At 43.8% G+C, this 23,581-nt stretch carries 19 protein-coding genes and 1 pseudogene; 13 read left to right on the top strand and 7 right to left on the bottom strand.

Translation table 11 applies throughout. The features are described 5' to 3' along the window. Positions 1-14 precede the first annotated feature (14 nt). Both pstC and ACED41_RS12025 read right to left on the bottom strand, forming a co-directional pair. Entirely contained in the window at positions 15-944 is a 930-nt protein-coding gene (gene pstC / locus ACED41_RS12030; RefSeq protein ID WP_017064255.1) for a phosphate ABC transporter permease subunit PstC, read from the bottom strand. A 111-nt stretch (positions 945-1,055) separates the two neighbouring features. Then, positions 1,056-1,877, bottom strand: coding sequence for a phosphate ABC transporter substrate-binding protein (locus ACED41_RS12025; protein ID WP_017064254.1), 822 nt, complete (start codon positions 1,875-1,877; stop codon positions 1,056-1,058). Positions 1,878-2,338: 461 nt separating this feature from the next. On the opposite strand from ACED41_RS12025, the gene ACED41_RS12020 reads away from it, so the two are divergent. Further along, entirely contained in the window at positions 2,339-4,033 is a 1,695-nt protein-coding gene (locus ACED41_RS12020; protein ID WP_371725023.1) for a methyl-accepting chemotaxis protein, read from the top strand. Between the two features lie 42 nt (positions 4,034-4,075). On the opposite strand, the gene ACED41_RS12015 is transcribed toward ACED41_RS12020, so the two are convergent. Together ACED41_RS12015 and ACED41_RS12010 are read right to left on the bottom strand one after the other, a co-directional pair. Continuing rightward, a complete protein-coding gene (locus tag ACED41_RS12015) occupies positions 4,076-4,963 on the bottom strand; it encodes a lipase secretion chaperone (protein ID WP_017060037.1) in 888 nt (295 codons plus the stop codon). Between the two features lie 38 nt (positions 4,964-5,001). Next, entirely contained in the window at positions 5,002-5,943 is a 942-nt protein-coding gene (locus tag ACED41_RS12010) for a triacylglycerol lipase (protein WP_050546492.1), read from the bottom strand. 480 nt (positions 5,944-6,423) lie between these two features. Here ACED41_RS12010 and ACED41_RS12005 point away from each other — a divergent pair, with 480 nt between their 5' ends. Next, on the top strand, positions 6,424-7,671 hold the full coding sequence (locus ACED41_RS12005) for an SGNH/GDSL hydrolase family protein (protein ID WP_371725048.1): 1,248 nt from the start codon (positions 6,424-6,426) through the stop codon (positions 7,669-7,671). Between the two features lie 115 nt (positions 7,672-7,786). Here the strand turns inward: ACED41_RS12005 and ACED41_RS12000 are convergent, their stop codons facing one another. Next, on the bottom strand, positions 7,787-9,118 hold the full coding sequence (locus tag ACED41_RS12000) for a DEAD/DEAH box helicase (protein ID WP_017061883.1): 1,332 nt from the start codon (positions 9,116-9,118) through the stop codon (positions 7,787-7,789). Positions 9,119-9,479: 361 nt separating this feature from the next. On the opposite strand from ACED41_RS12000, the gene ACED41_RS11995 reads away from it, so the two are divergent. After that, positions 9,480-9,746, top strand: coding sequence for an Lpp/OprI family alanine-zipper lipoprotein (locus ACED41_RS11995; RefSeq protein ID WP_017064250.1), 267 nt, complete (start codon positions 9,480-9,482; stop codon positions 9,744-9,746). Between the two features lie 157 nt (positions 9,747-9,903). Here the strand turns inward: ACED41_RS11995 and ACED41_RS11990 are convergent, their stop codons facing one another. Then, positions 9,904-10,878, bottom strand: a complete 975-nt coding sequence (locus ACED41_RS11990) for a L,D-transpeptidase family protein (RefSeq protein WP_029235199.1) — start codon at positions 10,876-10,878, stop codon at positions 9,904-9,906. Between the two features lie 346 nt (positions 10,879-11,224). Here ACED41_RS11990 and deoD point away from each other — a divergent pair, with 346 nt between their 5' ends. The 4 genes from deoD (at position 11,225) to ACED41_RS11970 (ending at position 16,723) form a co-directional block, all read left to right on the top strand. After that, complete coding sequence (gene deoD, locus ACED41_RS11985; protein ID WP_017061880.1) at positions 11,225-11,935, top strand: purine-nucleoside phosphorylase; 711 nt, start codon at positions 11,225-11,227, stop codon at positions 11,933-11,935. An 82-nt stretch (positions 11,936-12,017) separates the two neighbouring features. Beyond that, on the top strand, positions 12,018-13,487 hold the full coding sequence (locus ACED41_RS11980; protein WP_017064249.1) for a lactate dehydrogenase: 1,470 nt from the start codon (positions 12,018-12,020) through the stop codon (positions 13,485-13,487). A 186-nt stretch (positions 13,488-13,673) separates the two neighbouring features. Next, positions 13,674-15,143 carry a hypothetical protein gene (locus tag ACED41_RS11975; RefSeq protein ID WP_017061878.1) on the top strand — a complete coding sequence of 490 codons (1,470 nt, stop codon included), beginning with the start codon at positions 13,674-13,676 and terminating at the stop codon, positions 15,141-15,143. Continuing rightward, positions 15,143-16,723: a diguanylate cyclase domain-containing protein gene (locus ACED41_RS11970; protein ID WP_371725022.1), complete on the top strand. Its 1,581-nt coding sequence runs from the start codon at positions 15,143-15,145 to the stop codon at positions 16,721-16,723. Before ACED41_RS11975 ends, ACED41_RS11970 begins: the two co-directional genes overlap by 1 nt. Positions 16,724-16,787: 64 nt before the next feature. Here ACED41_RS11970 and ACED41_RS11965 read toward each other — a convergent pair whose 3' ends face one another. Further along, positions 16,788-17,690: a DMT family transporter gene (locus ACED41_RS11965; RefSeq protein WP_371725021.1), complete on the bottom strand. Its 903-nt coding sequence runs from the start codon at positions 17,688-17,690 to the stop codon at positions 16,788-16,790. 250 nt (positions 17,691-17,940) lie between these two features. On the opposite strand from ACED41_RS11965, the gene ACED41_RS11960 reads away from it, so the two are divergent. From ACED41_RS11960 to ACED41_RS11935, 6 genes and pseudogenes are all read left to right on the top strand, one after another. Beyond that, positions 17,941-18,336: a DUF3302 domain-containing protein gene (locus ACED41_RS11960; protein WP_371725020.1), complete on the top strand. Its 396-nt coding sequence runs from the start codon at positions 17,941-17,943 to the stop codon at positions 18,334-18,336. Beyond that, entirely contained in the window at positions 18,336-19,466 is a 1,131-nt protein-coding gene (locus tag ACED41_RS11955; RefSeq protein ID WP_371725019.1) for an HlyD family secretion protein, read from the top strand. Before ACED41_RS11960 ends, ACED41_RS11955 begins: the two co-directional genes overlap by 1 nt. 302 nt (positions 19,467-19,768) lie before the next feature. Continuing rightward, a complete protein-coding gene (locus tag ACED41_RS11950; protein WP_371725018.1) occupies positions 19,769-20,317 on the top strand; it encodes an ECF-type riboflavin transporter substrate-binding protein in 549 nt (182 codons plus the stop codon). A gap of 6 nt (positions 20,318-20,323) precedes the next feature. Continuing rightward, positions 20,324-22,018 carry an ABC transporter ATP-binding protein gene (locus ACED41_RS11945; protein WP_371725017.1) on the top strand — a complete coding sequence of 565 codons (1,695 nt, stop codon included), beginning with the start codon at positions 20,324-20,326 and terminating at the stop codon, positions 22,016-22,018. Next, positions 22,015-22,854 carry an energy-coupling factor transporter transmembrane protein EcfT gene (locus tag ACED41_RS11940; RefSeq protein WP_017064241.1) on the top strand — a complete coding sequence of 280 codons (840 nt, stop codon included), beginning with the start codon at positions 22,015-22,017 and terminating at the stop codon, positions 22,852-22,854. The genes ACED41_RS11945 and ACED41_RS11940 overlap by 4 nt, the downstream gene beginning before the upstream one ends. 223 nt (positions 22,855-23,077) lie before the next feature. Beyond that, positions 23,078-23,529, top strand: a pseudogene (locus ACED41_RS11935) (TetR/AcrR family transcriptional regulator). Positions 23,530-23,581 lie beyond the last annotated feature (52 nt).

Genomic DNA, 23,581 nt, shown 5'->3' with positions numbered 1-23,581 from the left:
TTACTTATCCTCGCCTACTTCGCTTTTTCACGGTTAAGATAAAGTAGAGCACCATTTAACATCATGATGAACACTAGAAGTACAACACCTGTTGCGTACAGTGCGTTAGCGTGAACGCCACTTGCGTAAGACATTTCAATTGCAATGTTTGCTGTTAGCGTACGAGCAGAGTCCAAAATGCCTTCTGGCATTGCTGGCGCGTTACCCATAACCATGATGATTGCCATCGTTTCGCCAAGTGCGCGGCCGATACCCAAAATCACACCAGTCATAATGCCTGAACGTGCAGCAGGAACGAGTAGCTTAAAAATCGTGTAGATTTTCGAAGCACCCAGTGCAAGTGAACCTTCTTTGTATGTGCGAGGTACAGCACGAATCGAAGTTTCAGAAACCGTGATAACAGTAGGAAGAATCATGATACCCAGAACAATGATACCCGCCAGGATAGTGTTACCCGCTGGTACTTGGAAAACGTTCTGAATCATTGGAACGATAATTACTAGACCGAAGAAGCCGTAAACTACCGACGGGATACCCGCTAGAAGCTCAACTGCTGGTCGAATAATATCTGCAAGACGCTTTGGAGCAATCTCAGCAATAAAAATAGCGGTTAATACACCAACTGGTACACCAACAACTACAGCTCCAAGTGTCGAAACAATCGATGCAACAATCATAGTTGCAACACCGAATAGAGCTGGAGGTAACCAGTCAACACCCAGAACGATGCCAGAAACACCGGCCTCTTGGAATGCAGGGATACTCTCTGCAACGATAAAGTAAGCGATAACGGCTAGTGATACGATGCCGATTACAGCACTCGATAAGAACAAGCCGTGGAAGATTCTTTCTCTCCAGTCGATGCGCTTCTTAGCACGTAGACTTGGCTTGTTGATTTGAGTCGCTTCAGTATTCATAAGCTTTTCACTATTTGCGATGGTCATATATAAAATCTCAAACTTTGTGGCTCAATAAGAGCTCGAAATAAACAAAGTTGAAAGAAAAGGCTCAGCCTAAAGCAGGCTGAGCAATAATTAAGATTGAGTCAGTTAAGATTAGTTAACTGTGATGTAGCCTTTCTTACCAGCGATAGCTTGAGCTTCATCTGCAACCATCCAATCTAGGAATTGTTGAGTTTCAGCTGTTGGAGCGCCTGCTTTGTAAAGAACTAGGAATGGACGAGCAACTTTGTAAGAACCGTTCTTAACGTTGTCTACAGTCGCAGCAGCGCCGTCGATAGTTAGAGCTTGAACAGATTCGTCAACTGTACCTAGAGAGATAAAGCCGATAGCGTATGGGTTGCTTGCTACAGAAACTTTAAGTGCGCCGTTACCGTTTGCAACTTGTGCACGTTGAGAGATAGCCGATACTTTCTTATCGCCAATCTTCTTCTTAAGCTTCATGATGTCTTCGAATGCACCACGTGTACCAGATGCAGTATCACGAGTGATTGCTACGATTGGCTTGTCAGCACCACCAACATCTTTCCAGTTAGTGATGTCGCCTTTATAGATTGAAGTGATTTGCTCCGCTGTAAGAGCAGATACTTCGTTGTTCGGGTTAACAACAACTGCGATACCGTCACGAGCGATAACGAGCTCTTTCAGGTCAGCTGTTTTCTCTTCTTCTTTTAGGTCACGAGAAGAGATACCAAGGTCAGCACTTCCATTTTTTGCTGCTTTGATGCCTGCAGAAGAACCTGGTGCTTGAATTTCGATGAACACTGGTTCGCCTTTATTCATGTAGGTTTCTGCAAAAACTTCAACCAGTGGAGAAGCACTGTTAGAGCCAACTACAGAGATAGTTTCTTTAGCTGAAGCTGTATTCACTGTTAGAGCGCCTAGTAGTGCGATTGCACCGATAACTGTCTTTTTCATCACAAATTTCCTTTAGTGGCGTTATTGCCGTAATGTTTTGCTTGAACGAGGCCTACTTTAGAATCCGAATGTGACAGTTGTGTTTCACTTAATTGAAGCCTATATGACAACTACAATTTATTTTCTTGTTTTCCCCCTACCAAATAGCCTTGAAGTAATAAATTGGTCTCATTCATAGGCGCTGAATATTCATTCCAACCTATTTAAGCCAAACCGTTCAATATCTCGCCCACTGTCATTACCTAATACCGCACAAGGTTCCTCGTCAAATAACCCTATCTTAAAAATGGCTAAAGCCTTGTTTGTACGATAAATAATTAGAATTTATGAAATATCTATCGCATATATAAAAATAGCATCTATTACTGATTGAATTGTCATTCTCAATAGTTAGAATCACTGATTAATAACAATAATAACAATTGCTTCTGCTCATTTACTTATTCAAAGAAGGACAATACATGCGCCAACTTCTCAGTGGCTTATCAATCAAAATACAAATTCTGATTCCAGTACTCTTTTCCGTCGTACTACTTTTGACGGGTGTCATTATCGGTGGTGACAAACTGGAAAATGCTTTTAAAGATGTATCAACAGCAACAGATCAGCTGATTCTACATAAAGAAGAACTTAGCGAGATCGTCGACAACAGCTATGGCATGCGCATCAAAGCGATTTACAGTCTATTCAATGCTGATGACGTAAAAACACTGGTTGAAACACTAAACCAAAAACGCGACCAAAATACTCGCCTACTGAATTCATTAGACACAGTGCCAGGCATGCAAGATGAAGTGGCCGCGATGAACAAAGCGATGAATCACTATGTCGACTTTTCTCGCACCACCATGCTTCCTCTATTAAGAGCGAAACACGGCGATACATCACTCTCTTCAGATTTTGAAAACCGCTACCAGATCGCAATCGACCAATACCGACACGCGGGTAATGACATGGTGCAAGCGATCAACACGCTTTCTAAAAAGTTGAATCTGCTTGCGACTCAAGAAGTCGACATCAATGGTCAGCAACACACCAGCACACTCGATACCGCAACCATTGCGCTTCTAGTGATCCTATCTGTAGCTCTAATTATCAGTTGGACGCTGGCTGGCATCATTGTTAAGCCGATCAGCAATATTCAAGCAACCATGCGCGAAGTGGCAAAAGGTAACTTGTTAGTTAAAGCAGAAGAGTATGGCGACAACGAAATCTCACGCCTAGCGCAAGACGTAAACCAGTCTGTTGAACAGCTGCGTGACACGGTAAGCTCGATGTCTCGAATCAGTATCGAAGTGGCTTCTGCGTCGACAGAGCTAGCAGCAGTAATGACACAATCGAGCGTTAATTCAGACCAAGAAAAGCAAGAAGTAGAACAAGTTGCTTCTGCTGTAAACCAATTAGAAAGCACAGCAGCACACGTTAATGAGAACGCAGTACAAGCCGACTCAGCGTCTAAGCAAGCTGACGAAATGGCGACACACAGCATGAGCTTGTTTAATGAAAGCAACAAAGCTAACGAACAGATGGCGATTCAGCTAAGCGAAGCTGCAAATGTTGTGGGCACGCTAAAAGAGCACTCTGAACAGATTGGTAAAGTGATTGAGGTGATTCAAAGTATCTCTGAACAAACTAACCTGCTTGCGCTTAACGCAGCAATCGAAGCCGCTCGTGCAGGTGAAAGCGGTCGTGGTTTCGCAGTGGTTGCTGATGAAGTTCGAATGCTAGCGGCACGTACACAAGATTCAACCAAAGAGATCCAAAGCATCATTGAAGGTTTGCAGGTTCAATCCGGTAACGCGAATGAAAGCATGAGCAGCTCACTGGCTATGCTGGAACACAACCAAACTCTTGCAGGTGAAGTAAGCGCGGCGCTTTCAGGCATTGCTAACTCGGTAACGGACATGACTGAGATTAACACTCAGGTTGCCTCTGCCGCAGAAGAACAAAGCCAAGTGACTGCAGACATCAACCGTAATATCTCAAACATCTACAGCCTAGTAAGCCAAAACGTAACCGGCATTACTCAAGCCGCTGCAGCAAGCCACGAGCTTTCTAACCTAGCAGAACAACAGAAGCAGCAGTTGGATTACTTTAAGGTACGAAGTTCAAGGCAAACAGATTCAGGCTGTATGCTCTTTAGAACTCGCCGATAAACAAAAAGCCAGCCATCATGGCTGGTTTTTCGCTTTTAGACACTACTGGCGAGATTCAGCCGCTCGAATTCTTTCAATCGCTTCTACCCTTCTAAGCTGTTCTGGTAGGAAATGTTCAGTCCTAAGTTGCGCAATCTTCTCTTGTTGTTCGGTTTTTGATAGGAATGAATCTTTCAAGACATCATTTCGTTCTGCGAAGTAGACCTCTAACGAGTCTTCAAAGGCCGCTCTTTGTTTATCAAGTGCTTCAAGTCTCTGGGTTGCTTCTTCACCGACAAGTTCGCTTCTCTTTAAGTATTTACCCTGTTCATCGAGACCTTCAGAGCTAGAGAGCTGTTGGAGTAACACCTGATTCTGGTGACTCGACTGAACATAATCAGGTTGCTCAGATAGATAGGATTCGAGTCTTTGTTGGTATTCTTCATCCTCTAATCCCTCCTGTTTCAGAAGTAACTTTTCTAAGGCGATTTCTCTCATTCTGTTGTCGTGCGTAAACAGAATACTTATCTCGCTCTCACTGAAAAACTGAGCTTGGAGGTCAAGGAGCGCTTGATTGAGTGCACGTAGATCATCAGCGGAAATGGATGTGGTACCGAACTGCACGTCCAACGATGTCAGTGCCGACTTATACTCAAGATATTTGGCAAACAGTGCTTCATCAACCACGGTTGTTGATGCTTGTTCGTGGTGTTTCGCCACGTTGTCTCGAATATCTTCAAGGGTTAATTCTGCATTACCTGACACGAAATATTCCATCATGTCTTTTGCTGATGCGTTATCGATGTCGGTATCTTGCTGAGAGGTGACTTTCAATGAGGAGACGCGTTGTTCGTCGTCAGTATGTGTATCTTGATTATTTAGATATAAAAAGACCGCCGCTGTGCTCATCAGGGCTATCGTGGTTATCGACAAAATGGCGGTCTTTTTCATCATACTTCCCTTGTTTTCTTGTTAAACGGCTTTGCAGACTACAAGCCAGCCAACTTCAATCGATTGGCATGCTGACGATATAGAGTTACAGGATCTGTCTCAAACAAGTGGTGAATTCCCAATAACCCATTAATCTCATCTAGGTGGTTCATTTTGTAATCATCACCAATCACTTTGCCCAAATGCGCGCTGCATGCTCCTACTAAGCCATCATTAGGTTCGTTGAAGGCTAAGCCTAGGATTGTCATCGCTCCGTCGGTAGGATCAAGAAGGTTGGTAAAAGTGGAAGACCCTGTCCATGAATAGTAATAAACGCCGTTACTTGCTTGCCACTCACCATCGCCACACTCAGACGTCGGAACGCCCTCAGGGTAAAACTGGTTGAAGGCTAGCGAGCCTTCTGTGGTCAATGCTTCAAGAGAAGCGAGGCCGTCTTGGTCGAGATCCGTTCCACCAGATAAAAGGTTAATCAGTGTCGTTAATCCACCTGCTAATTTAACCGCGATACCTTCTGTGACAGAGCCTTCAGATACGTTCCCTCGAACGAGATCAGCGACCTTAGAACCTTTATGTACACCGCCAATACTGGTCACTGAAGCAACAAGATCAGGTCGAACTGACGCAACATAACGAGCCGTAGGCCCACCGTGGCTATGACCAACCAGATTCACCTTACTTGCTCCTGTTGCAGCTAACAGCGTTTCAACTTGGCTGAGTAACTGTTCACCACGGACCTCTGAACTGTTGGTTGCAGAGACCTGAGCGACATATACGTTCGCGCCATCTTTGGTTAGGGATTCAGGTACGCCATAGAAATAGTCAACGCCCGCTAATGTATCGAAACCAAACAGACCATGTACCAACATAATGGGGTATTTCGTTTCAGTGTATCCCCTGGCTTCTAATGCTGATGCGCTCGTTCCGGCATATACGCCAAAACTGGATAGGCAGGCTATCGTCCAAATTAATATCTTTTTCAATGCTCTTTCCTTAAACAGATTAGACCTCTGATGAGTAAAAGAACCGTAGATGATGATTTTATAAAACAGAAAGTAACGACTTCATATTTGTGATGGCGAACTTGAATTAAACAGGTGCGATGAACATCAGGCAAACAGAATCAGGAGAACAAAACATAAGCAATTGATTAAATTAACATTTAACTAAGGTTGATGAGATTGTTCTTTCAATATCCCGACTCAAATATCAATTCAACATTCTCAATAAACCAAAATTATTCGACAAATAACCGTTTGGAAACAGGTATTTTTCAACCAAAAACTCGTTGATAACTTGAGGCTTATTCCATTAACGACACACCACAACCCTGAATATATTGACGCTAATTATTGATTTTAGATATAGGTCGTACCAGTTATCCACTTATCAAGAAACAAGAAACAAGAAACAAGAAACAGCGTTTCTGTTTGGCTCATCTAAATATAAAAGAGAATACAGTGATGAAAAATACGGCTTTAATACTCACGTTAGCCCTGCCTTTTGGCGCTTATGCCGCTGAAGACTCAATACCAACACCTGAATCGATTACATCTGCACAAGTACTCAGTGCACAAGGCTCAGAGACCTATTCATATGTTAGATGTTGGTATCGAACCGATGCCTCTCATGATTCCCCAGCCACCGACTGGAAGTGGGCAAAGAAAGAGAGTGGTGATTACTACACGATCAACGGATATTGGTGGTCTTCTGTTTCTTTCAAAAACATGTTCTACAGTGATGCGCCTCAATCTGAAATCAAACAGCGTTGCGAACAGACGCTCGACATCCAACATGACGCCGCTGACATCACCTACTTTGCCGCAGATAATCGCTTCTCTTACAACCACTCCATCTGGACCAACGATAACGCGTTCCAGGCCAATAGCATCAATCGTATTGTCACCTTTGGTGATAGCCTGTCCGACACTGGTAATCTATTTAATGGCTCACAATGGTTTTTTCCGAACGCAGATTCGTGGTTTTTAGGGCACTTTTCGAATGGTTTAGTCTGGACGGAGTATTTAGCAAAAGCGAAAGATGTCCCTCTGTATAACTGGGCTGTGGGTGGCGCCGCAGGTACCAACCAATACGTGGCATTGACTGGTGTATATGATCAAGTCACCTCTTATCTGACCTACATGAAAGTCGCCAAAAACTATCGTCCGGAAAACTCACTGTTTACTTTAGAGTTTGGCCTCAATGACTTCATGAATTACAACCGAGAAGTCGCCGATGTAAAGGCTGACTTTAGCAGCGCGCTGATCCGCTTAACAGAATCTGGTGCGAACAATATCCTGCTGTTCACCTTACCCGATGCAACCAAAGCCCCTCAATTCAAATACTCTACCGAACAAGAGATAATAAAAGTTCGTGGCAAGATCTTAGAATTCAACCAGTTCATCAAAGCTCAAGCCGAGTATTACCAAGGTATAGGGAAAAACGTGGTGTTGTTCGATGCAAGTGCGTTGTTCGCCAGCATTACCGATAACCCAGAACAACATGGCTTTCGAAACGCGAGTGATGCTTGTCTTAATATCAATCGAAGCTCAGCCGCGGACTATTTAAGAAGCCACAGCTTAACTAATGATTGTGCGACCTATGGTTCAAACAGTTATGTATTTTGGGGCGTGACACACCCAACTACAGCTACTCATAAATACATTGCCGACCACATCTTGGCGTATTCGTTCTCGACGTTCAATTTCTAACTAAATATCGAAAAGTAATGGCTGAGCCAAGGTCGAGATACAAAAAAACCGCCTAATATTGGCGGTTTTTATTTATGTCAATTTTACTAGCAAACGCTTTAAAACTGGCTGGTGATTACTCGTCGTCCACTTTTGGTGCGACTTTCTTCTTAGGGATAAACACGGTATCACCCACGGCCACATTTTGGTGGAAGCTCTTATCGCGCTTAACTGGTTTCTTCGGCGTTTTCTTCGCTTGAGTGTTGGTCTTCTTCTTAGCAGGACCGCCTTTAGCAAACGCAGGTTTACGTGGCTTAATGCCTTTGAATTTACCTTTTAGGCCTTCAAGTACAGAGAAGGTCAAATCTTGTTGAAGGTAAAGTTCAACACGCTTGAAGCTGTCCCAGTCTTTTGGACCAACCAAAGAAATCGCATCGCCTTTGTTACCCGCACGGCCAGTACGACCTACACGGTGCACGTACTCTTCGGTGTGCTTAGGCATATCAAAGTTGATAACGTGGCTCACGTTTGGAATATCAATACCACGTGAAGCAACATCGGTAGTTACCAAGATCTTGTAAACCGCACGCTCGAACTGGCTCATAATAGCATTACGTTGCGTTTGGTTTAGGTTACCACTCAGTGCTACCGCTTTAAGCTTCTTCTCGTTCAACTTATCTGTTAAACGGTCAGTATCAGCGCGTGTTGCTGTGAAGATCATTACCTGACGGTATTCAGCTTCTTCCAGTACACGGTCTAAAATCGCTTCTTTGTGATCTAGGTGATCACATAAGTAGAATTTCTGTGTGATATCTAAGTGTTGCTCGTTAGAAACACCAACAGAGATACGCTTAGGTGCGTCTAGCATTTCATTTGCAATGCCATTTACTTCAGCGTGATCTAACGTTGCAGAGAACATCAACGTTTGACGACGACGGTGTTTAGCTGCATTGGCAATGCGACGAAGTTCTGGAGCGAAACCCAGATCGAGCATACGGTCCGCTTCATCAAGGATTAGCGTTTCAACACCATCTAGGAACAATGAACGATGTTCTAGGTGGTCAGCAAGACGGCCTGGAGTCGCAACGATAAAACGAGGGTACTTACGCAGTGCTTTAACTTGGTCGTTAAAGTTCTCACCACCTAAGATAAGCGCCGCTTCATAAGACAGACCACCAAGCATGCTACGCAATTCGCCGTAAACTTGCTTCGCTAGCTCACGAGTAGGAGCCAAAATTACACCACGAGGATCTTTAGCAGAAAACGCTTTTGTTTTTAATGCTTTATGTATCATTGGCAACACAAACGCCAATGTTTTTCCTGATCCCGTTTTTGATGAAGCCAATAGATCCTTACCAGCAATAGCAACAGGGATCGCTTTTGATTGGATCTCTGTCGCCTTCTTGAAGTCGTAATGTTTTAAGTTCTTCAGTAAGCGGTTATCTAAGCCTAAATCTTTAAAGTGCAAAGGACTCTCCAGTCATGATGGTATTGAATAAAATTAATTTAACGTGACATGATACCGCGAAAGTACTTTATAAGGATAGAGATCACAGTAAATTTATCCCTTTATCTATCTTTAGCTAGAACAACGTATGCATTGCTAGCAAAGGGATAGCTCTCCAAAAACACCTTCAAGTCGTCTCTAAATCCTTCATCTCATAAATGAGACACAACGTGATACTTAGCTAATTACCTCAAAAATTTAGCAATTTCTTTAGTTATTGTTTTTGCAGTTAAAAAATTAGTCGCTACACTCATTAATGAAGCGACTATATGATAAAGAATGTATAGCGCATCTTTTGATGATAAATAAGCAAGGAGTTCTTATGAATAAGACGTTAATCGCAGCTGCAGCCTCAGTTTTCATTTTAGCCGGTTGTTCTTCAGAGCCAGAAGAAGCTGCAGTGTCAGAAATGGATCAACTAACTAACCAAGTCGCTCAACTAACAAGCGAAGTTGAAGCACTTAAGAGTGACAAAGCAGCCGCTGAAATGAAGGCTCAAGAAGCAGAAGCAGCCGCAATGGCAGCGAAAGAAGAAGCGGACCGTGCTAACGACCGTATCGACAACATCGCTGAGTCTTACACTAAGTAGTTTGAGATCTAATCGCGATTAAGCTGTAGATTAAATAAGTCGCAAAAAGCAGTATATAGACAGCACCACTTCTTATCGGATGTGGTGCTTTTTTTGGGTGACACTAATGCGAGTAAACAAGATAAAACCGCCCCTTGTTGCAGAAGAGGCAATCGAATTAAAACTCAATCACAGGTGGTGCTATCTCTACAGGTACGCCGTTTTGAGCAAAGATAACCGCTTTCGCCTTTGAATTTGGCAGTTCTGCGTCTTCAAGCCACCATTTTAGTTCCACAGGGATCTGTAATGATTTCTTTGAACCATCACTTCGAGTTAATGGCTCGTGCGCTTCTACAAACACACTTCTATCAGGCTCTAATGACACCTTAATCGGCTCATTGATAATGGTGACCTGTTCACCACGGTTCACTTGCTCAAACAGCCACTCAATGTCTTTAGGTTCCATTCGGATACAACCAGAGCTAACTCGTAAACCTATCCCGAAATCTTTGTTTGTACCATGGATCAAATAGTCGCCAGCGCCATAAGCAAGCCTCAAAGCGTACTCTCCCAATGGATTTTCCGGCCCGGCAGGAACCACTCTCGGTAATTCAATGCCCTTTTCAAGATACTCGTTGCGGATTGAATTTGGTGGCGTCCATGTTGGATTCGGTCTTTTTTGGCTTATCTTGGTGATCATCTCGGGAGTATCACGCCCCACTCGACCGATGCCGACAGGGAAAACATGCACCTGATTTTTCTCAGGCTCAAAGTAATACAACCTTAACTCAGCAAGATTGATGACAATCCCCTTTCTTGGGGTGTCAGGCAAAATCAAGCGGCTTGGAATGCTTAACACATAGCCTTCCGCGGGAAGAAAAGGATCCACCCCTTTGTTGGCTGCCATTAAAGAGAGAAAACCAATATCGTATTGCTTGGCAATGATGGCCAAGGTTTCGCCCGCCGCCACTTCATGCTGCTGGATTCTGCCCACAATGCGGCTTTCCGTTGGTGGCAATTCAAAGGTTGCAGCAGACACCCACGATGAAGCTATCCCGCTGGCAAGCAAAGTAGTTCTTACAACAAGCGACGCCGCCCTGTGGAGTCGTGTTTTCATTGACTGCAAAGGCGTCGAGTTAACGCAATACGACATACAAATCCTTGGTTTGTCTTTTATCAAAGTTTAGATTATCTCTGATCAAACGTCTCTACAACGTATTGTTGTCTCGAAACTGATAGACAACAAGTTTATGTGTGGGCCTTTTCCTCTCATTCGCTTGCAATTAACCCATACAAAATCGATTGCCTTTACGCTTTCAACAGATTTAGTTATCAATATTAATAAAACTATAATGGCAGACCTGTTTTGTGACTAAAGTCTCATGGAGCCACGTTCTAACTCGCTAATATTGCCTCAACAAAACGAATTCAATTCAACAGAATCGGTAATTGATTAAATCCTGTTCCTATAATTACCGTTTAAACTTTGGAGAACGACCATGGCTACACCTCATATTAATGCTCAAGCTGGTGATTTCGCAGAAACAGTACTTATGCCGGGCGACCCGCTTCGCGCAAAATACATTGCAGAAACATTCCTTGATGACGTGAAGCAAGTTTGTGACGTTCGCAACATGTTTGGCTACACAGGCACTTACAAGGGTAAGAAAGTTTCTGTAATGGGCCACGGTATGGGTATCCCATCATGCTGCATCTACGTACACGAGCTAATCGCTGAGTTCGGCGTGAAAAACGTAATTCGCGTTGGTAGCTGTGGCGCAGTACGTGACGACGTTAAACTAATGGACGTTGTTATCGGCATGGGTGCATCTACTGACTCAAAAGTAAACCGCATTCGTTTCAACAACCACGACTTCGCTGCTATCGCTGATTTCGGTCTTCTAGAAGAAGCAGTAAACCAAGCTCGTGCACAAGAAGTTCCAGTGAAAGTTGGTAACGTATTCTCTGCAGACCTTTTCTACACTCCAGAAGCTGACCTTTTCGAAAAAATGGAAAAGCTAGGCATCCTAGGTGTTGATATGGAAGCGGCTGGTATCTACGGCGTTGCTGCAGACCTTGGTGCTAAAGCACTAACTATCCTAACAGTATCTGACCACATCATCCGTGGTGAAAAACTAAGTTCTGAAGAGCGTCAAAAGTCTTTCAACGACATGATGAAAGTTGCTCTAGAGACAGCAATCAACATCTAACGATTTGATAAAAGATACATTGAAAAGCGTTACCCCGCAGCCAGGCTCGCTTGGCTGCTCAAATAATCCCGAGGGGGAGATCGTGTCTAACGACAAGCTGCCAAAAGATGCGGATGGTTTGCAACTCAACTTTTGTAAAACATTGGCGTGTGACAACTTTGGCTTGAGCGATGCAAAACGGTATGTTTTGCAACACGCGAACCCTAAGCGTCCAGCGATGGTTTGTCGTGAATGTGGAGCTTTCCCCCCCTTACTTAACAATCGTGAAGTGTTAAGCGAACTTCATCGCCTAAGACAACTTCACAGCGACGGGCTCCCTGCTTGTCGTAATGATGATTGCGATAACTTCGGCTTATCGGTTCATACCCATAAACATCTTTATCATGCCTTCGGCTACAGTGGCGACAGGCAGCGTTATCGATGCAAAGACTGCCAAACAACCTTCGTTGATAAATGGTCTGGATCCAATAAAAAACTCCAATTTCAAGAGAACCTCATGGGCTTACTGTTCATGGGCTATTCCGTACGTGAAATCTGCCGAAAATTAGAGATCAACCCAAAGACTTTCTATGATCATGTTGACCATATCGCGAGCCGTTGTCGTCGTAAATTAGCGATGATCGATGCACGATGGGTTAACCATGCGAAAGATTACGAGTTCGCATCTCACTACCAGCGTCTGCAACCACAAAGTAACAACGGTGTGGTGTGGATAGCGACGGGCGAGGCGCATTCTGGCTATATACTTTGCCAACACGTTAACTACTCTCAAAATGAAGAACCATCAGGAAACGTCGACCATAACCCTTATGATGATGTGGCACGATTTGTATCCAAAGAGCACTCTTCAGAAGCAAATCTCGAACTGCCTCAGCCCTCTGACAAACTAAAAGAGCGCATTGAACAGCAGTACCAAGTGATTCTTGCGAGAGGTAACGTTGAGGACCCTATGGGTAACCTCACCACATTTAGTTACCCTTCAAAAGGCGCTCTCATTCGACCGCCTTATACCTCTTATGCTCACTTCTTACATGTGTTGGATATGTGTAACGAAGACAAGCATGTCGCCATCTATATGCCACAAGATCCATTACTAAGATCTGCCGCTTTAAGTGTATGTTTGCCGCGCATTCAGAGTCAAAATATTGACCTCATGTATGTCGAAGAAGATTCAGGCTGGCAAGACGACCAAAGTTTTGAAAAGATCGACATCGTTCACATGAGTTGGTGGCGAGATCGCTGGGCTATTGCCAATCAGGGTGATAACCAGAAAGGTATCTGCTACCTAACCGGTAACAATCCAGAACCAAAACAGTGGTTTAACACAGCCTCAATTCAACAAACTAAGTTCTATCAACAGCGCTTTCAGTTGTTATTTGATAGCTTTATTAATGAGCCCAGACGTAAGCTTCGTCCTGGGGGCATTCTTCCATTGCTCGACATATTTAGAGCTTGGCACAATCTGTGCTACCAAGATAAGCAAGGGCTCACGGCAGCACAACGCTTAGGCGTAGCGGAGCTGCCATTAACTCTAAAGCAACTACTTTCATAGCAACAAAGCCTCTAGGTAATTATTCGGGAACTCATTGATTTTAAAGCGACAACATGAGGTAACACCCATAATTAGAAAAGATCGATGTTCCTTTGACGCTCTACGAAAGATAATTGGTGCTTATCTCAAATTACACTCTTATAATGATTGTGTTATCAATATGTTCGATAATCATGGATGTAAGTCTTGGACAAAAATCAGTACCTTCTTGAAACAGAATTAGAAAAACTCAAAACTCGTGTCGACTCTGAGCCATCGGTGATCCTAGAGATTGCCCAACAGTGCCTAGTCCGATCAGAGCAAGTTCTGTTTGAAGAGGGTGCCATCCAGTCATTAATGTTAATGGCAAGATGTAGCTGGAACCTGATGGATTACCAAAAAGGTTTAAAATACATCAAGGAAGCCTACAAGCGCCAAAGCCGATTAGATACCGACCTTTTTCTCCCTGAAATCCTCCATTTACACGCGCTCCAGTTCTGGGGACAAGCCAAGTACTATTCCGCCCAACAGTTCTGGATCAATGCTTTAGAGCAGTCCGCGTTGGTTGATGAAGTCGAAATTCAAATTGAATGCCTCATTGGCCTTGGCAATATTTGGCGGATGACCCACGAATATAAACTTGCACGTTCTACCCACCAGCTTGCCGTTAAAGTTGCTAACAACAGCCGCATTGGTTGGTTAGAGGGTAAAGCCAGAATACTGCTTGCGTGGGATTACTACCTGCTCAACAACTATGTTGAAATGCTGTCGGTATTGGACGGTGCAGAAGAAGCATTAAAAGACCATAAAGATAACACTTGGCATGCAGAGGTATGGGACTTTCGAGGCCTTGCCCTACTTGGTCTTGAACGCTTAGATGACGCGGAGCGCGCCACGGCCAAAGCGCACAATCTGGCAGTTGAACACAACCTAGTTTGGATGAAGGCGCACTCATACATCAGCCGAGCTAGATTGGAGCTCCTGAGAAAAAGACCAGAACAAGCGGCGGAATTACTGAGGCTCGCAGAACAATCCGCAAACGAGTTCGATAATGGCGAGTTGCTGAGCCAAATCTGTTACCAACAATCCTTGGTGGCGGAAGAAAACCAAGACTTCCAAGCCGCACTCGTCGCCTTTAAAAAGTACCGTCAATATTCTATCGGCATGCTCAAAGAGCAAACGACACGTGTCGGTTTGGACAAAGCACGCAGTTCAAAACGCCAACTTGAACAGAGAGCACGAAAACTGATTAATCGTATTCGCGGTCAGCACGAGTACGATCCTGAAAAGCACCTCTCTTACGTTGTCTCTGAAACCTTTTGGTGGGAAAAGTTGGTGCTGTTCAAGACAGAGCTTAAACGTTCAAACCACAGCATCATTATGTTCCATCATGTCGATACTGATTACTTAGATGTCTGTACCGAGATTGCTCATGCTTTATGTAACCAGAATGACTTCATCGCAAGGCTAAGTTCTGAACGTGTGGCCCTTATGCTTTCCGAAAAAGGCGAAGCCGCAGAGCAAACCTTCCAAACTCTCAGCACCATGCTTGATATCTATCCATGGCATAGAAAAGGACTAAAGGGTTCGAAACCGACCGTCAGCCTCAATGATATTTTGACGTTCCCGTTCACGCTTGAACAATTAGAAGAAGACGATGCTGAGGTAATAGAATAATGGAAACTCTATTAAGCAAGATCACAGACGCCGGTTTAGACCCTTCATCAGTATCAGGTGAAGAAGCGATCATCTTCTGGAACCACATTCGTCAGCACGTTTCGACAACGCAAACAGAGCAAGCGCACTGCTATATCATTAGCTCTGAATACCGTGCCGAGTTACAACAAAATCAAACCAGTATCGAAGAGTTGAGACGAGCACTCGATCTGCTCCACCTTCCTGCCGATATCGAAGATATTCTGACAGTCAAAACCAGTTTAAGTGACCGCTTAGTTGAAACTGGTGATTACACCTCAGCACTCAATGAATTCGTCAGTTCATCGACTATCGCGGTTGAACACGGTCATATCGATGAGTATGTATTAGCTATTTTAGGCATGGGCAACCTGTGTGATTCCTATGGCGATCACAACAGAGCACTTCGTTACTACCAAAAAATCAGCAGCATAGACCATGCGATAAGCAGTCGCTCACTTCGCCTCAAATTCAAGCTGCATATGGTAGCAAGCCTACTTCTACTCAATCGCATTACAGCAGCCAGCGATTTACTGAATGAGTGCGAAGAACTGAGTATTTTGGTCAGTGACAAGTTGCTCACAGCTCAAATACTGCTTTACCAAGCAAAGGTGCTGCGCGCTAAGAAAAAACACCATGAAGCGCTACGCTGTCTGTCTAAGGTTCAATACCCAGCCAACAGCACTCAAGCAAGCTGGCTTGCGACCATGACTCGCCTCGAGTTAGCACATTGCCTAAGTGCAACTGGAAAGCAAGACTATGCGAGCATGATTTTGTCGAGCACAGACAAACGTGTAAAAGCCTACTCATCGCCAGTGCTTGCAAAGCGTTTCTATGACTCTTTGAGTGATGTATGTATGAATCAGGGCCGTTTTCAAGAAGCTCTAAGCTATGAGAAAAAAGGTTACCGAATTGAAACAGATCTGATGAAGCAGATCCCGATCAGCGAACTCGGTGCAAGCCAACTACGCCGCCTATCGCGTTTTGAGTTACAACTCAAACTCATTCTCTCTGAACAAGAAAATAGAGAACTCAAAGAGACGACTGAACAACACAAGAATACAGTTGCTCAACTACAACAAGATGTTTTCACCGACCCATTGACCGGGTTACATAACCGTCGATGGTTAGATGTAAAACTAAAAGACCTGTTGCTTCATGAAGCACCTTTCGCATTGATGGTTGTTGATATCGACCACTTTAAGTCTATCAATGATGAATTAAGCCACTTAGTGGGTGATAAAGCGATTGTCAGCGTTTCTCAAGAGCTGCGCTCATACTTTAAGTTTAGAGGCGCGTCATGTGTCAGATTTGGTGGAGAAGAGTTCCTCGTCATTCTAGAGAACACTGATCTTGCGAAAGCAGAAATGCACTCTGAAAATTATCGAGAGCGCATCTTCCAATTCGGATGGCATGAAATACTCGGAGAACGCGGTTTAACCGTGAGTATCGGTATCACTTTACATCGCGATGGAGAAAATACTCAGCGTACCTTCTACCGTGCCGATAAAGCGCTATACCGAGCTAAAGCCAACGGCCGTAATCAAGTGTGTACAGAGTAGTGGCATGTAACTCTGTAACTCTGTAGCTCTGTAGCTCTGTAGCTCTGTAGCTAAAGCCTGAACTTTATTGATAAAAGAACAGAGATATTCCAGCAAGGGCAGCAAGCGTCCCTATGACGCTTTGCTTTGACACCTTCTCCCCGTTAATCGCATAAATCACCAAAATAAAGACCGGACTGGTCGCTATCAATGTTTGTGCAATCGCAGGGTTCGCATTCTTCAATGCCACTTGCTGAAGCCACAATGCCAAAAAGGTTCCGACAAAGATTGCCCCTAATAACCAAAGTTTATCGAGCTTGGTCATTTCCCATAAATCTCTTTTTATCGATGAATACGGCTTCTTTTCAACAAAAGGGATAATCAGCATTACTGCAAACACACCTATCGTGAGACGAATCAGTGCACCTAATAATGGTGGGATATCACCCGCCACTAACGCGTAATGAGAAATCACCACACCGGATGCCTGACAAACACTCGCCACAAGCCCATAACCAATGCCACCCCACTGCGCTTTGTCTTTAGAATCACCGCACGTCGATTGTGATGGCTGGAAGACGACAAAAGTCACCGCTAGTGTTGTAATCACGACACCGAGCCAACTTTGTACTGTCAATACAGCGCCAAGGAACATTAATGCCAGCACACCAGAAAGAGGTGGTGCTAAAGATTCCAGTAACAGCGTCTTATTGGCACCGATTCTTTTCAACGCCGCAAAATAGGCGCTGTCTCCAATCGCAATACCGATCACACCTGAAATGGCCAATATCAGAAAATGGTTGGTACTCAATTCAAATTCAGGCATCGGTATTAACGGCATGACCAACAGCATCATGCCAGAGGCTACTACACCCTTAACAATGTTCAATTGCATCGCAGAGAAGCGATGTCCAAATTGCCCATAGATCCATGTCGCACATGCCCACACAATTGCAGCGCCAATGGCCGCCAATTCACCTATATACATCCGTATTTATCCCTTGTGGTTATGCACGTCATTTAGAATCGTAGCTGTCATCATTTCAGCTGAAATACCAACCAGAAAGCCGAAATAGCCTCTTCAAACGCGATGAGATTTTATAAGATTCGTCAATAGTTTTGCTCACATTAGAAGCGAACACTCATTATTTATAACTCAGCAAATCATTTTTATAACAATTACTTGGATGATAACGTACTATATTTATAACTAACATCTAACATTACAAGGATCTGTTATGTTTTTAGACTACTTTGCACTCGGCTTACTCATTTTCGTTGCTCTAGTCATCTTTTACGGCATCATCGTTATTCACGATATCCCTTATGAAATAGCCAAAGAACGTAATCATCCTCACCAAGACGCAATTCACGTCTCAGGCTGGGTTAGCCTATTCACTTTGCACACAATTTGGCCCTTTCTATGGATTTGGGCAACATTATGGCGGAAAGACCGAGGCTGGGGCTTCGAAAAACTCGAAGAAGAGCAGCACGATATTCATCATCGCGTCGATATTCTCATCGATCAAGTGAGTACTCTTCAGGAAGAAATCGCACAGCTCAAGCAAGCAGGTGCTGAGCAAAGCAGTCCAGAGGAAGAGACAAACAACGTTCAAGATCAGGAGGCTAAGTAATGGATTTACTGCTGATAATGACCTATGCGGCGCTTTGTATCACTATTTTCAAGGTGTTCAATATACCGCTAAATAAATGGACAGTACCTACTGCCGTACTTGGAGGTGTGATCATAGTAGGTACCCTAATTCTACTAATGAACTACAACCATCCATTTACACAAATCGGTAACCAAGTTTACTCAACAACGCCAGTCGTTTCAGGCGTTAGGGGTAAAGTTATCGAAGTGCCAGTAGAAGCAAACAAACCTCTGAAGCAAGGGGATATTCTTTTCAAAATAGACCCAGTTCCATTCGAAGCTGAAGTCGCAAGGTTAGAAGCCAAGGTAAAAGAAGCAAGCCAAGGTGCTCTTGGAATGGAATCTGAAGTGGTTGAAGCAGAGGCTGCAAAAATCAAAGCCATCGCGGAAAGAGATAAAGCCCAACGTGAGTTTTCTCGTTACAAGCGCGGTTACGACAGTGGCGCTTTTACCGAGCAACAATTGGATACTCGCAGACAAGCTTACAAAGCATCGGAAGCGGCCGTGAAAGTTGCAGATGCAAACCTAGAACAAACAAAGATCGCCTTGGACTCTGAAATAGGTGGCGAGAATACAGCGGTTTTAAGCTTATTGGCTGAATTACGTAAAGCTCAGTTTGATTTAGAACAAACCGTGGTTCGAGCTCCCACTGACGGATACGTTACGCAACTAGCATTACGCCCGGGTGTAATGGCAGTTCCACTTCCTTTAGCTCCGGTAATGACGTTTGTTCACACAGAAGAACAATTCTATACCGCTGCGTTCAGACAAAACTCCTTACAACGCCTGCAACCGGGTTACGAAGCTGAGTTCTTGTTTAGAGCATTGCCAGGGAAGATATTCAGAGGACGTATTGATGAAGTGATTCCAGCTATTGGTGAGAGCCAATTCCAAGCTAGAGGCGCGCTTCTAGGTACTGATGCATTGCGTACCAGTGGTCGTGTGTTTGTTAAATTAAGCATCACCGATGATCTATCGGAATACCATTTACCTATGGGTACCGCGGTTGAAGTTGCCGTTTATTCTGACAGTTTCACTCATGTATCTATTATGCGTAAAGTGCTTATTCGTATGAAGAGTTGGCAAAATTATCTATACCTTGACCACTAAACTGTAGTGGAACAAAGAGAAAACCACTTAACACATTGTTAATATTAATGAAAAAGCCAGATCTGTTCTGGCTTTTTTGTTGCTTGATTAACCATAAAGTTGTGCTTTTTACGCCACATTAGCCTACTAAGGTGGAATTTTAGACATCTAGACACTTATCTTCCCTTATGGAAGGGTTCTACTGTATAATGCGCGCCTTATTTTTTATATTTGCCCAAAAAATGTTCTCATTGAGACGCATATTACTAATGGCGAATATTCGTTCTTTATCATGCTTTATCTTTCAGTATTCGAGGTTATCTATGAACTTTTCAGCTAAAACAGTGGTCGTTATCGCCATTGGCGCGGCACTGTACGGCATTGGTGGTTTACCTATGTTTGGTGTCCCAGTGTTTGCTAACACGACATTGAAACCAGCAATGGCAGTTCTAGCACTGTTTTCTGTTTTGTTCGGCCCTATTGTTGGCTTCTTAGTTGGCTTTATCGGTCACTGGGTAACGGATCTGTTCGCAGGCTGGGGTGTGTGGTTAACTTGGGTTTTAGGCTCAGGTATCGTAGGCATGGTTATCGGCTTATTCCCGATGTTGACCAAGAACCGCCTTCAGCAAGGTGAGTTGCCTATGAAGGACTTCGCGCTGTTTGTGGTACTTGCCCTTGCCGGTAATGTGGTTGGTTACGGCTGCTCTGCATTCCTAGATACCATCCTTTATGCAGAACCGTTTACTAAAGTCTTCACTCAACTCTCTATCATTGCTGCGGGTAACACCGTTCTGATCGCTGTTGTTGGCTTACTGTTCCTAAAATCAGTCGCTAAACGCAACAAACAAAGCCGTAACCTGACTGAGGCATAAGCGATAATGACTATAGCATTTTCGAACTTCTCTTTTAGATATGAGTCGCTGGATAAACCGACGCTAAAAAATATCAATCTAAGGATAGAGAAAGGAGAGAAAATCGTCATTATTGGACCAAGCGGTAGTGGTAAATCTACCCTAGGTCAATGCCTTAACGGTCTGATTCCTCATGCTATCAAAGGTGAGGTGACTGGCTCTCTAGAGATCAACGGTAAGAACATTTCTGATTTTTCTATGCACGACTATACCGAGCAGGTTGGCACAGTATTACAAGATACTGATAGCCAATTTGTCGGTTTGAGTATTGGCGAAGACATCGCATTCGCACTGGAAAATCAGTTAGTGTCGAACATTGATATGTACCCTCTGGTTAAGTCGACAGCAAAAATGGTCGACTTAGCAGATATGCTTGATCGCTCGCCACATGATTTATCCGGCGGCCAGAAACAACGCGTGTCATTAGCGGGCATCTTAGTTGATGACGTTGACATCCTGTTGTTTGATGAACCTTTGGCTAGCCTTGACCCGAAAACGGGTAAAGCGACTATCGAAATCATCGACCAACTTCATAAAGAAACCAACAAGACTATAGTCATCATCGAGCATCGCTTTGAAGATGTACTACATCGCGATATCGATCGAGTGATCTTGATGGAGCGCGGTGAAATTGTCGCGGACATGACACCCGATGAAATCTTAGCTTCTGAACTGCTTGAAACACACGGTATTCGTGAACCACTTTATTTATCTGCTCTGAAGGCAGCGAAAGCACCTTTGACCAGTGAAGATAAGCTATCAAACCTCAAAGCTCTCGATTACAAAAGATTCCGCCCTGCGGTTCAGGCTTGGTTTGCAGAGCGCCCGACTCCAGTTGCCGAGAAGCAGTACCAACCTTTGCTTGAGGTCCACGGCCTGACTTACTCTTACGATGGTGAAAAGAACGCTCTCGAAGATGTCAGCTTTAAGATTGATAAGGGTGAGTTCGTTTCAATCTTAGGCAAAAACGGTTCAGGCAAATCTACCATCACTAAACTCATCATGGGTGTGATCGATGCCGATTCAGGCTCTTCCTATCTAAATGGTGAAGACCTATCTGAGCTTTCTATCTTTGAAAGAAGCCAGAAAGTCGGTGTCGTGATGCAGAACCCAAATCATATGATCTCTCATCATATGATTTTTGATGAAGTTGCATTCGGTCTGCGTAATCGTGGAGTTGCAGAGCAGGAAATCAAAGAGAAGGTGGAAAACGTTCTTGAGCTGTGTGGCTTGAGCAAGTTCCGCCACTGGCCAATCGAAGCGCTAAGCTACGGTCAGAAAAAACGCGTAACGATCGCTTCGATCTTAGTATTGGAGCCAGAGCTTCTGATCTTGGATGAACCAACAGCGGGTCAAGATTACCGCAACTACACCTCAATGCTGGCGTTTATCCAAAAGCTTAACCGCGAGTTAGGTATCACCGTCGTGATCATTTCACACGACATGCACCTTGTTCTAGAGTACACCACACGCTCAATTGTCATTGCTGACAGCAAGCTGATTGCCAATGCCGCGATGACGGAAGTATTCAGTCAGCCATCGCTGTTAGAACGCGCAAATCTTTGTACCACCAGCATTTATGAACTCGCGACTATGATGAAAATCGACGACACCAACGCATTCATGCAGTACTTCATCGACTACGAGAGAAGCGCTCAATGAACGTATCAAAAGTAAAATTCGGCATCAATTACATTGATACAAAATCACCGCTTCATGCACTTAACGGCATCACCAAATTTGCGCTCTTCTTAGCTTGGGTAACCGTGGTCTTAACTACGTTCGACCTAAGATTGATTGCACTGCTTATTGTGACTGGTTTATACCTGCTAAAGCTGACCAATGTGCCTGTACGCGTATATAAGCCTCTGTTATTGGGTACGGCGAGTGTATTGAGCCTAAATGCTTTGTTCATGTATCTGCTGGCTCCACAGCAAGGTACTGAGCTCATCGGCAGCAAAACTTTATTGCTGACATTGCCGGGTAACTACTCGTTGAGCCAAGAGACTCTGTTTTACTTGGTTACTGTGACGCTCAAATACATGAGCATGTTCCCGATAGCGTTGATTTTTGTCTTCACAACGCATCCGACTGAGTTTGCAGCTAGCCTCAACCGTATCGGTGTTCCTTACAAGATCGCCTATGCGGTCAGCTTAACACTGCGTTACTTGCCAGAAGTTAAGAAAGACTTCATCAATATCATGCATGCTCAACAGGCTCGTGGTGTAGAGCTCTCAAAGAAAGCGCCTCTAATTACTCGAATCAAAAATGTGGCTAAGGTTCTAGGCCCGCTCATTTTCTCTAGCTTGGACCGAGCAGACGAGATCTCTAACGCAATGACGTTACGAGGTTTTGGCCGACACAAAGCTCGCACTTGGTATAGCTATGCACCTTTGAAACGTATCGACTTTGTTTGTTTAGGTGTCATCGCTTTTATCGTGGTGTTAGCCATTGCGAAACGCATTCTAGAGCCGCAGTTATTTTGGTATCCGTTCTAGTCATCTGAATTAGCATAGATAAACAAAGACTTTAAATAACACACCGCTCAATAGGGCGGTGTTTTTGTTTATGCCAAAATCTGATTGATAATTGAACCAATGACACAATACTGACTATATTTAACGATAAATTGACCAGTTATTTACCCTTGGAGTTTGAGATTTAATTCATAAGCTCTTAATATACTCGTTTACAGAATGTTACAATCAGTAGAGATTTGTAATGGCTCGAATTACTCAAGTACAAAAACTAGAAAATCAAAAAAACTACGATGAGATCGTACTAAACCTTTTTCTGGCTGAAGGACATGAAGCACTAACTTATGCAAGGATTGCTCAAGAGATTGGCATTAGTTTAACGACGCTTCAGGGCTATTATCCGTCGACCCGCGCTATTCGTTCAGTACTTCACGAACACATGCTATCGATCGTTATAGACGGTCTAGACTTTTCATCGGAAGCGCTTTTTATCCAATCTTGGCAAGCCGCTCTAGATAATGAGCAGTTTCGATACGTGATTAAATTGATGTTTTTCCATGCTTCGCAAATAAAGAACCCTGAGCAATTTAACCTCAGCTCGAACGGCGAATGTTGGACAGTTTAGGCAACGACTCAGTTCGAATCCTTGAAATGGTAGTCGGACACTCAATGTTCTATCTCACCAACTTCAAGTAATACCAATTAAAGTAAAAATGTGATCTAATTAAGATTGATGAATTATTGTGAA

Origin of the sequence: Vibrio sp. 1F255 (assembly GCF_041439145.1) — a bacterium.
Classification (GTDB): Bacteria; Pseudomonadota; Gammaproteobacteria; order Enterobacterales; family Vibrionaceae; genus Vibrio; species Vibrio crassostreae_C.
Note: the sequence above shows the minus strand (reverse complement) of the source record. Positions and strands in the feature narration are given on the sequence as shown.

What these genes read in the sequence shown, in the direction of transcription:
- pstC (WP_017064255.1), bottom strand. Translation starts at nt 944, where the DNA reads ATGACCATCGCAAATAGTGAAAAGCTTATGAATACTGAAGCGACTCAA.
- ACED41_RS12025 (WP_017064254.1), bottom strand. Translation starts at nt 1,877, where the DNA reads ATGAAAAAGACAGTTATCGGTGCAATCGCACTACTAGGCGCTCTAACA.
- ACED41_RS12020 (WP_371725023.1), top strand. Translation starts at nt 2,339, where the DNA reads ATGCGCCAACTTCTCAGTGGCTTATCAATCAAAATACAAATTCTGATT.
- ACED41_RS12015 (WP_017060037.1), bottom strand. Translation starts at nt 4,963, where the DNA reads ATGAAAAAGACCGCCATTTTGTCGATAACCACGATAGCCCTGATGAGC.
- ACED41_RS12005 (WP_371725048.1), top strand. Translation starts at nt 6,424, where the DNA reads ATGAAAAATACGGCTTTAATACTCACGTTAGCCCTGCCTTTTGGCGCT.
- ACED41_RS11995 (WP_017064250.1), top strand. Translation starts at nt 9,480, where the DNA reads ATGAATAAGACGTTAATCGCAGCTGCAGCCTCAGTTTTCATTTTAGCC.
- ACED41_RS11990 (WP_029235199.1), bottom strand. Translation starts at nt 10,878, where the DNA reads ATGTCGTATTGCGTTAACTCGACGCCTTTGCAGTCAATGAAAACACGA.
- deoD (WP_017061880.1), top strand. Translation starts at nt 11,225, where the DNA reads ATGGCTACACCTCATATTAATGCTCAAGCTGGTGATTTCGCAGAAACA.
- ACED41_RS11970 (WP_371725022.1), top strand. Translation starts at nt 15,143, where the DNA reads ATGGAAACTCTATTAAGCAAGATCACAGACGCCGGTTTAGACCCTTCA.
- ACED41_RS11965 (WP_371725021.1), bottom strand. Translation starts at nt 17,690, where the DNA reads ATGTATATAGGTGAATTGGCGGCCATTGGCGCTGCAATTGTGTGGGCA.
- ACED41_RS11960 (WP_371725020.1), top strand. Translation starts at nt 17,941, where the DNA reads ATGTTTTTAGACTACTTTGCACTCGGCTTACTCATTTTCGTTGCTCTA.
- ACED41_RS11955 (WP_371725019.1), top strand. Translation starts at nt 18,336, where the DNA reads ATGGATTTACTGCTGATAATGACCTATGCGGCGCTTTGTATCACTATT.
- ACED41_RS11950 (WP_371725018.1), top strand. Translation starts at nt 19,769, where the DNA reads ATGAACTTTTCAGCTAAAACAGTGGTCGTTATCGCCATTGGCGCGGCA.
- ACED41_RS11945 (WP_371725017.1), top strand. Translation starts at nt 20,324, where the DNA reads ATGACTATAGCATTTTCGAACTTCTCTTTTAGATATGAGTCGCTGGAT.
- ACED41_RS11940 (WP_017064241.1), top strand. Translation starts at nt 22,015, where the DNA reads ATGAACGTATCAAAAGTAAAATTCGGCATCAATTACATTGATACAAAA.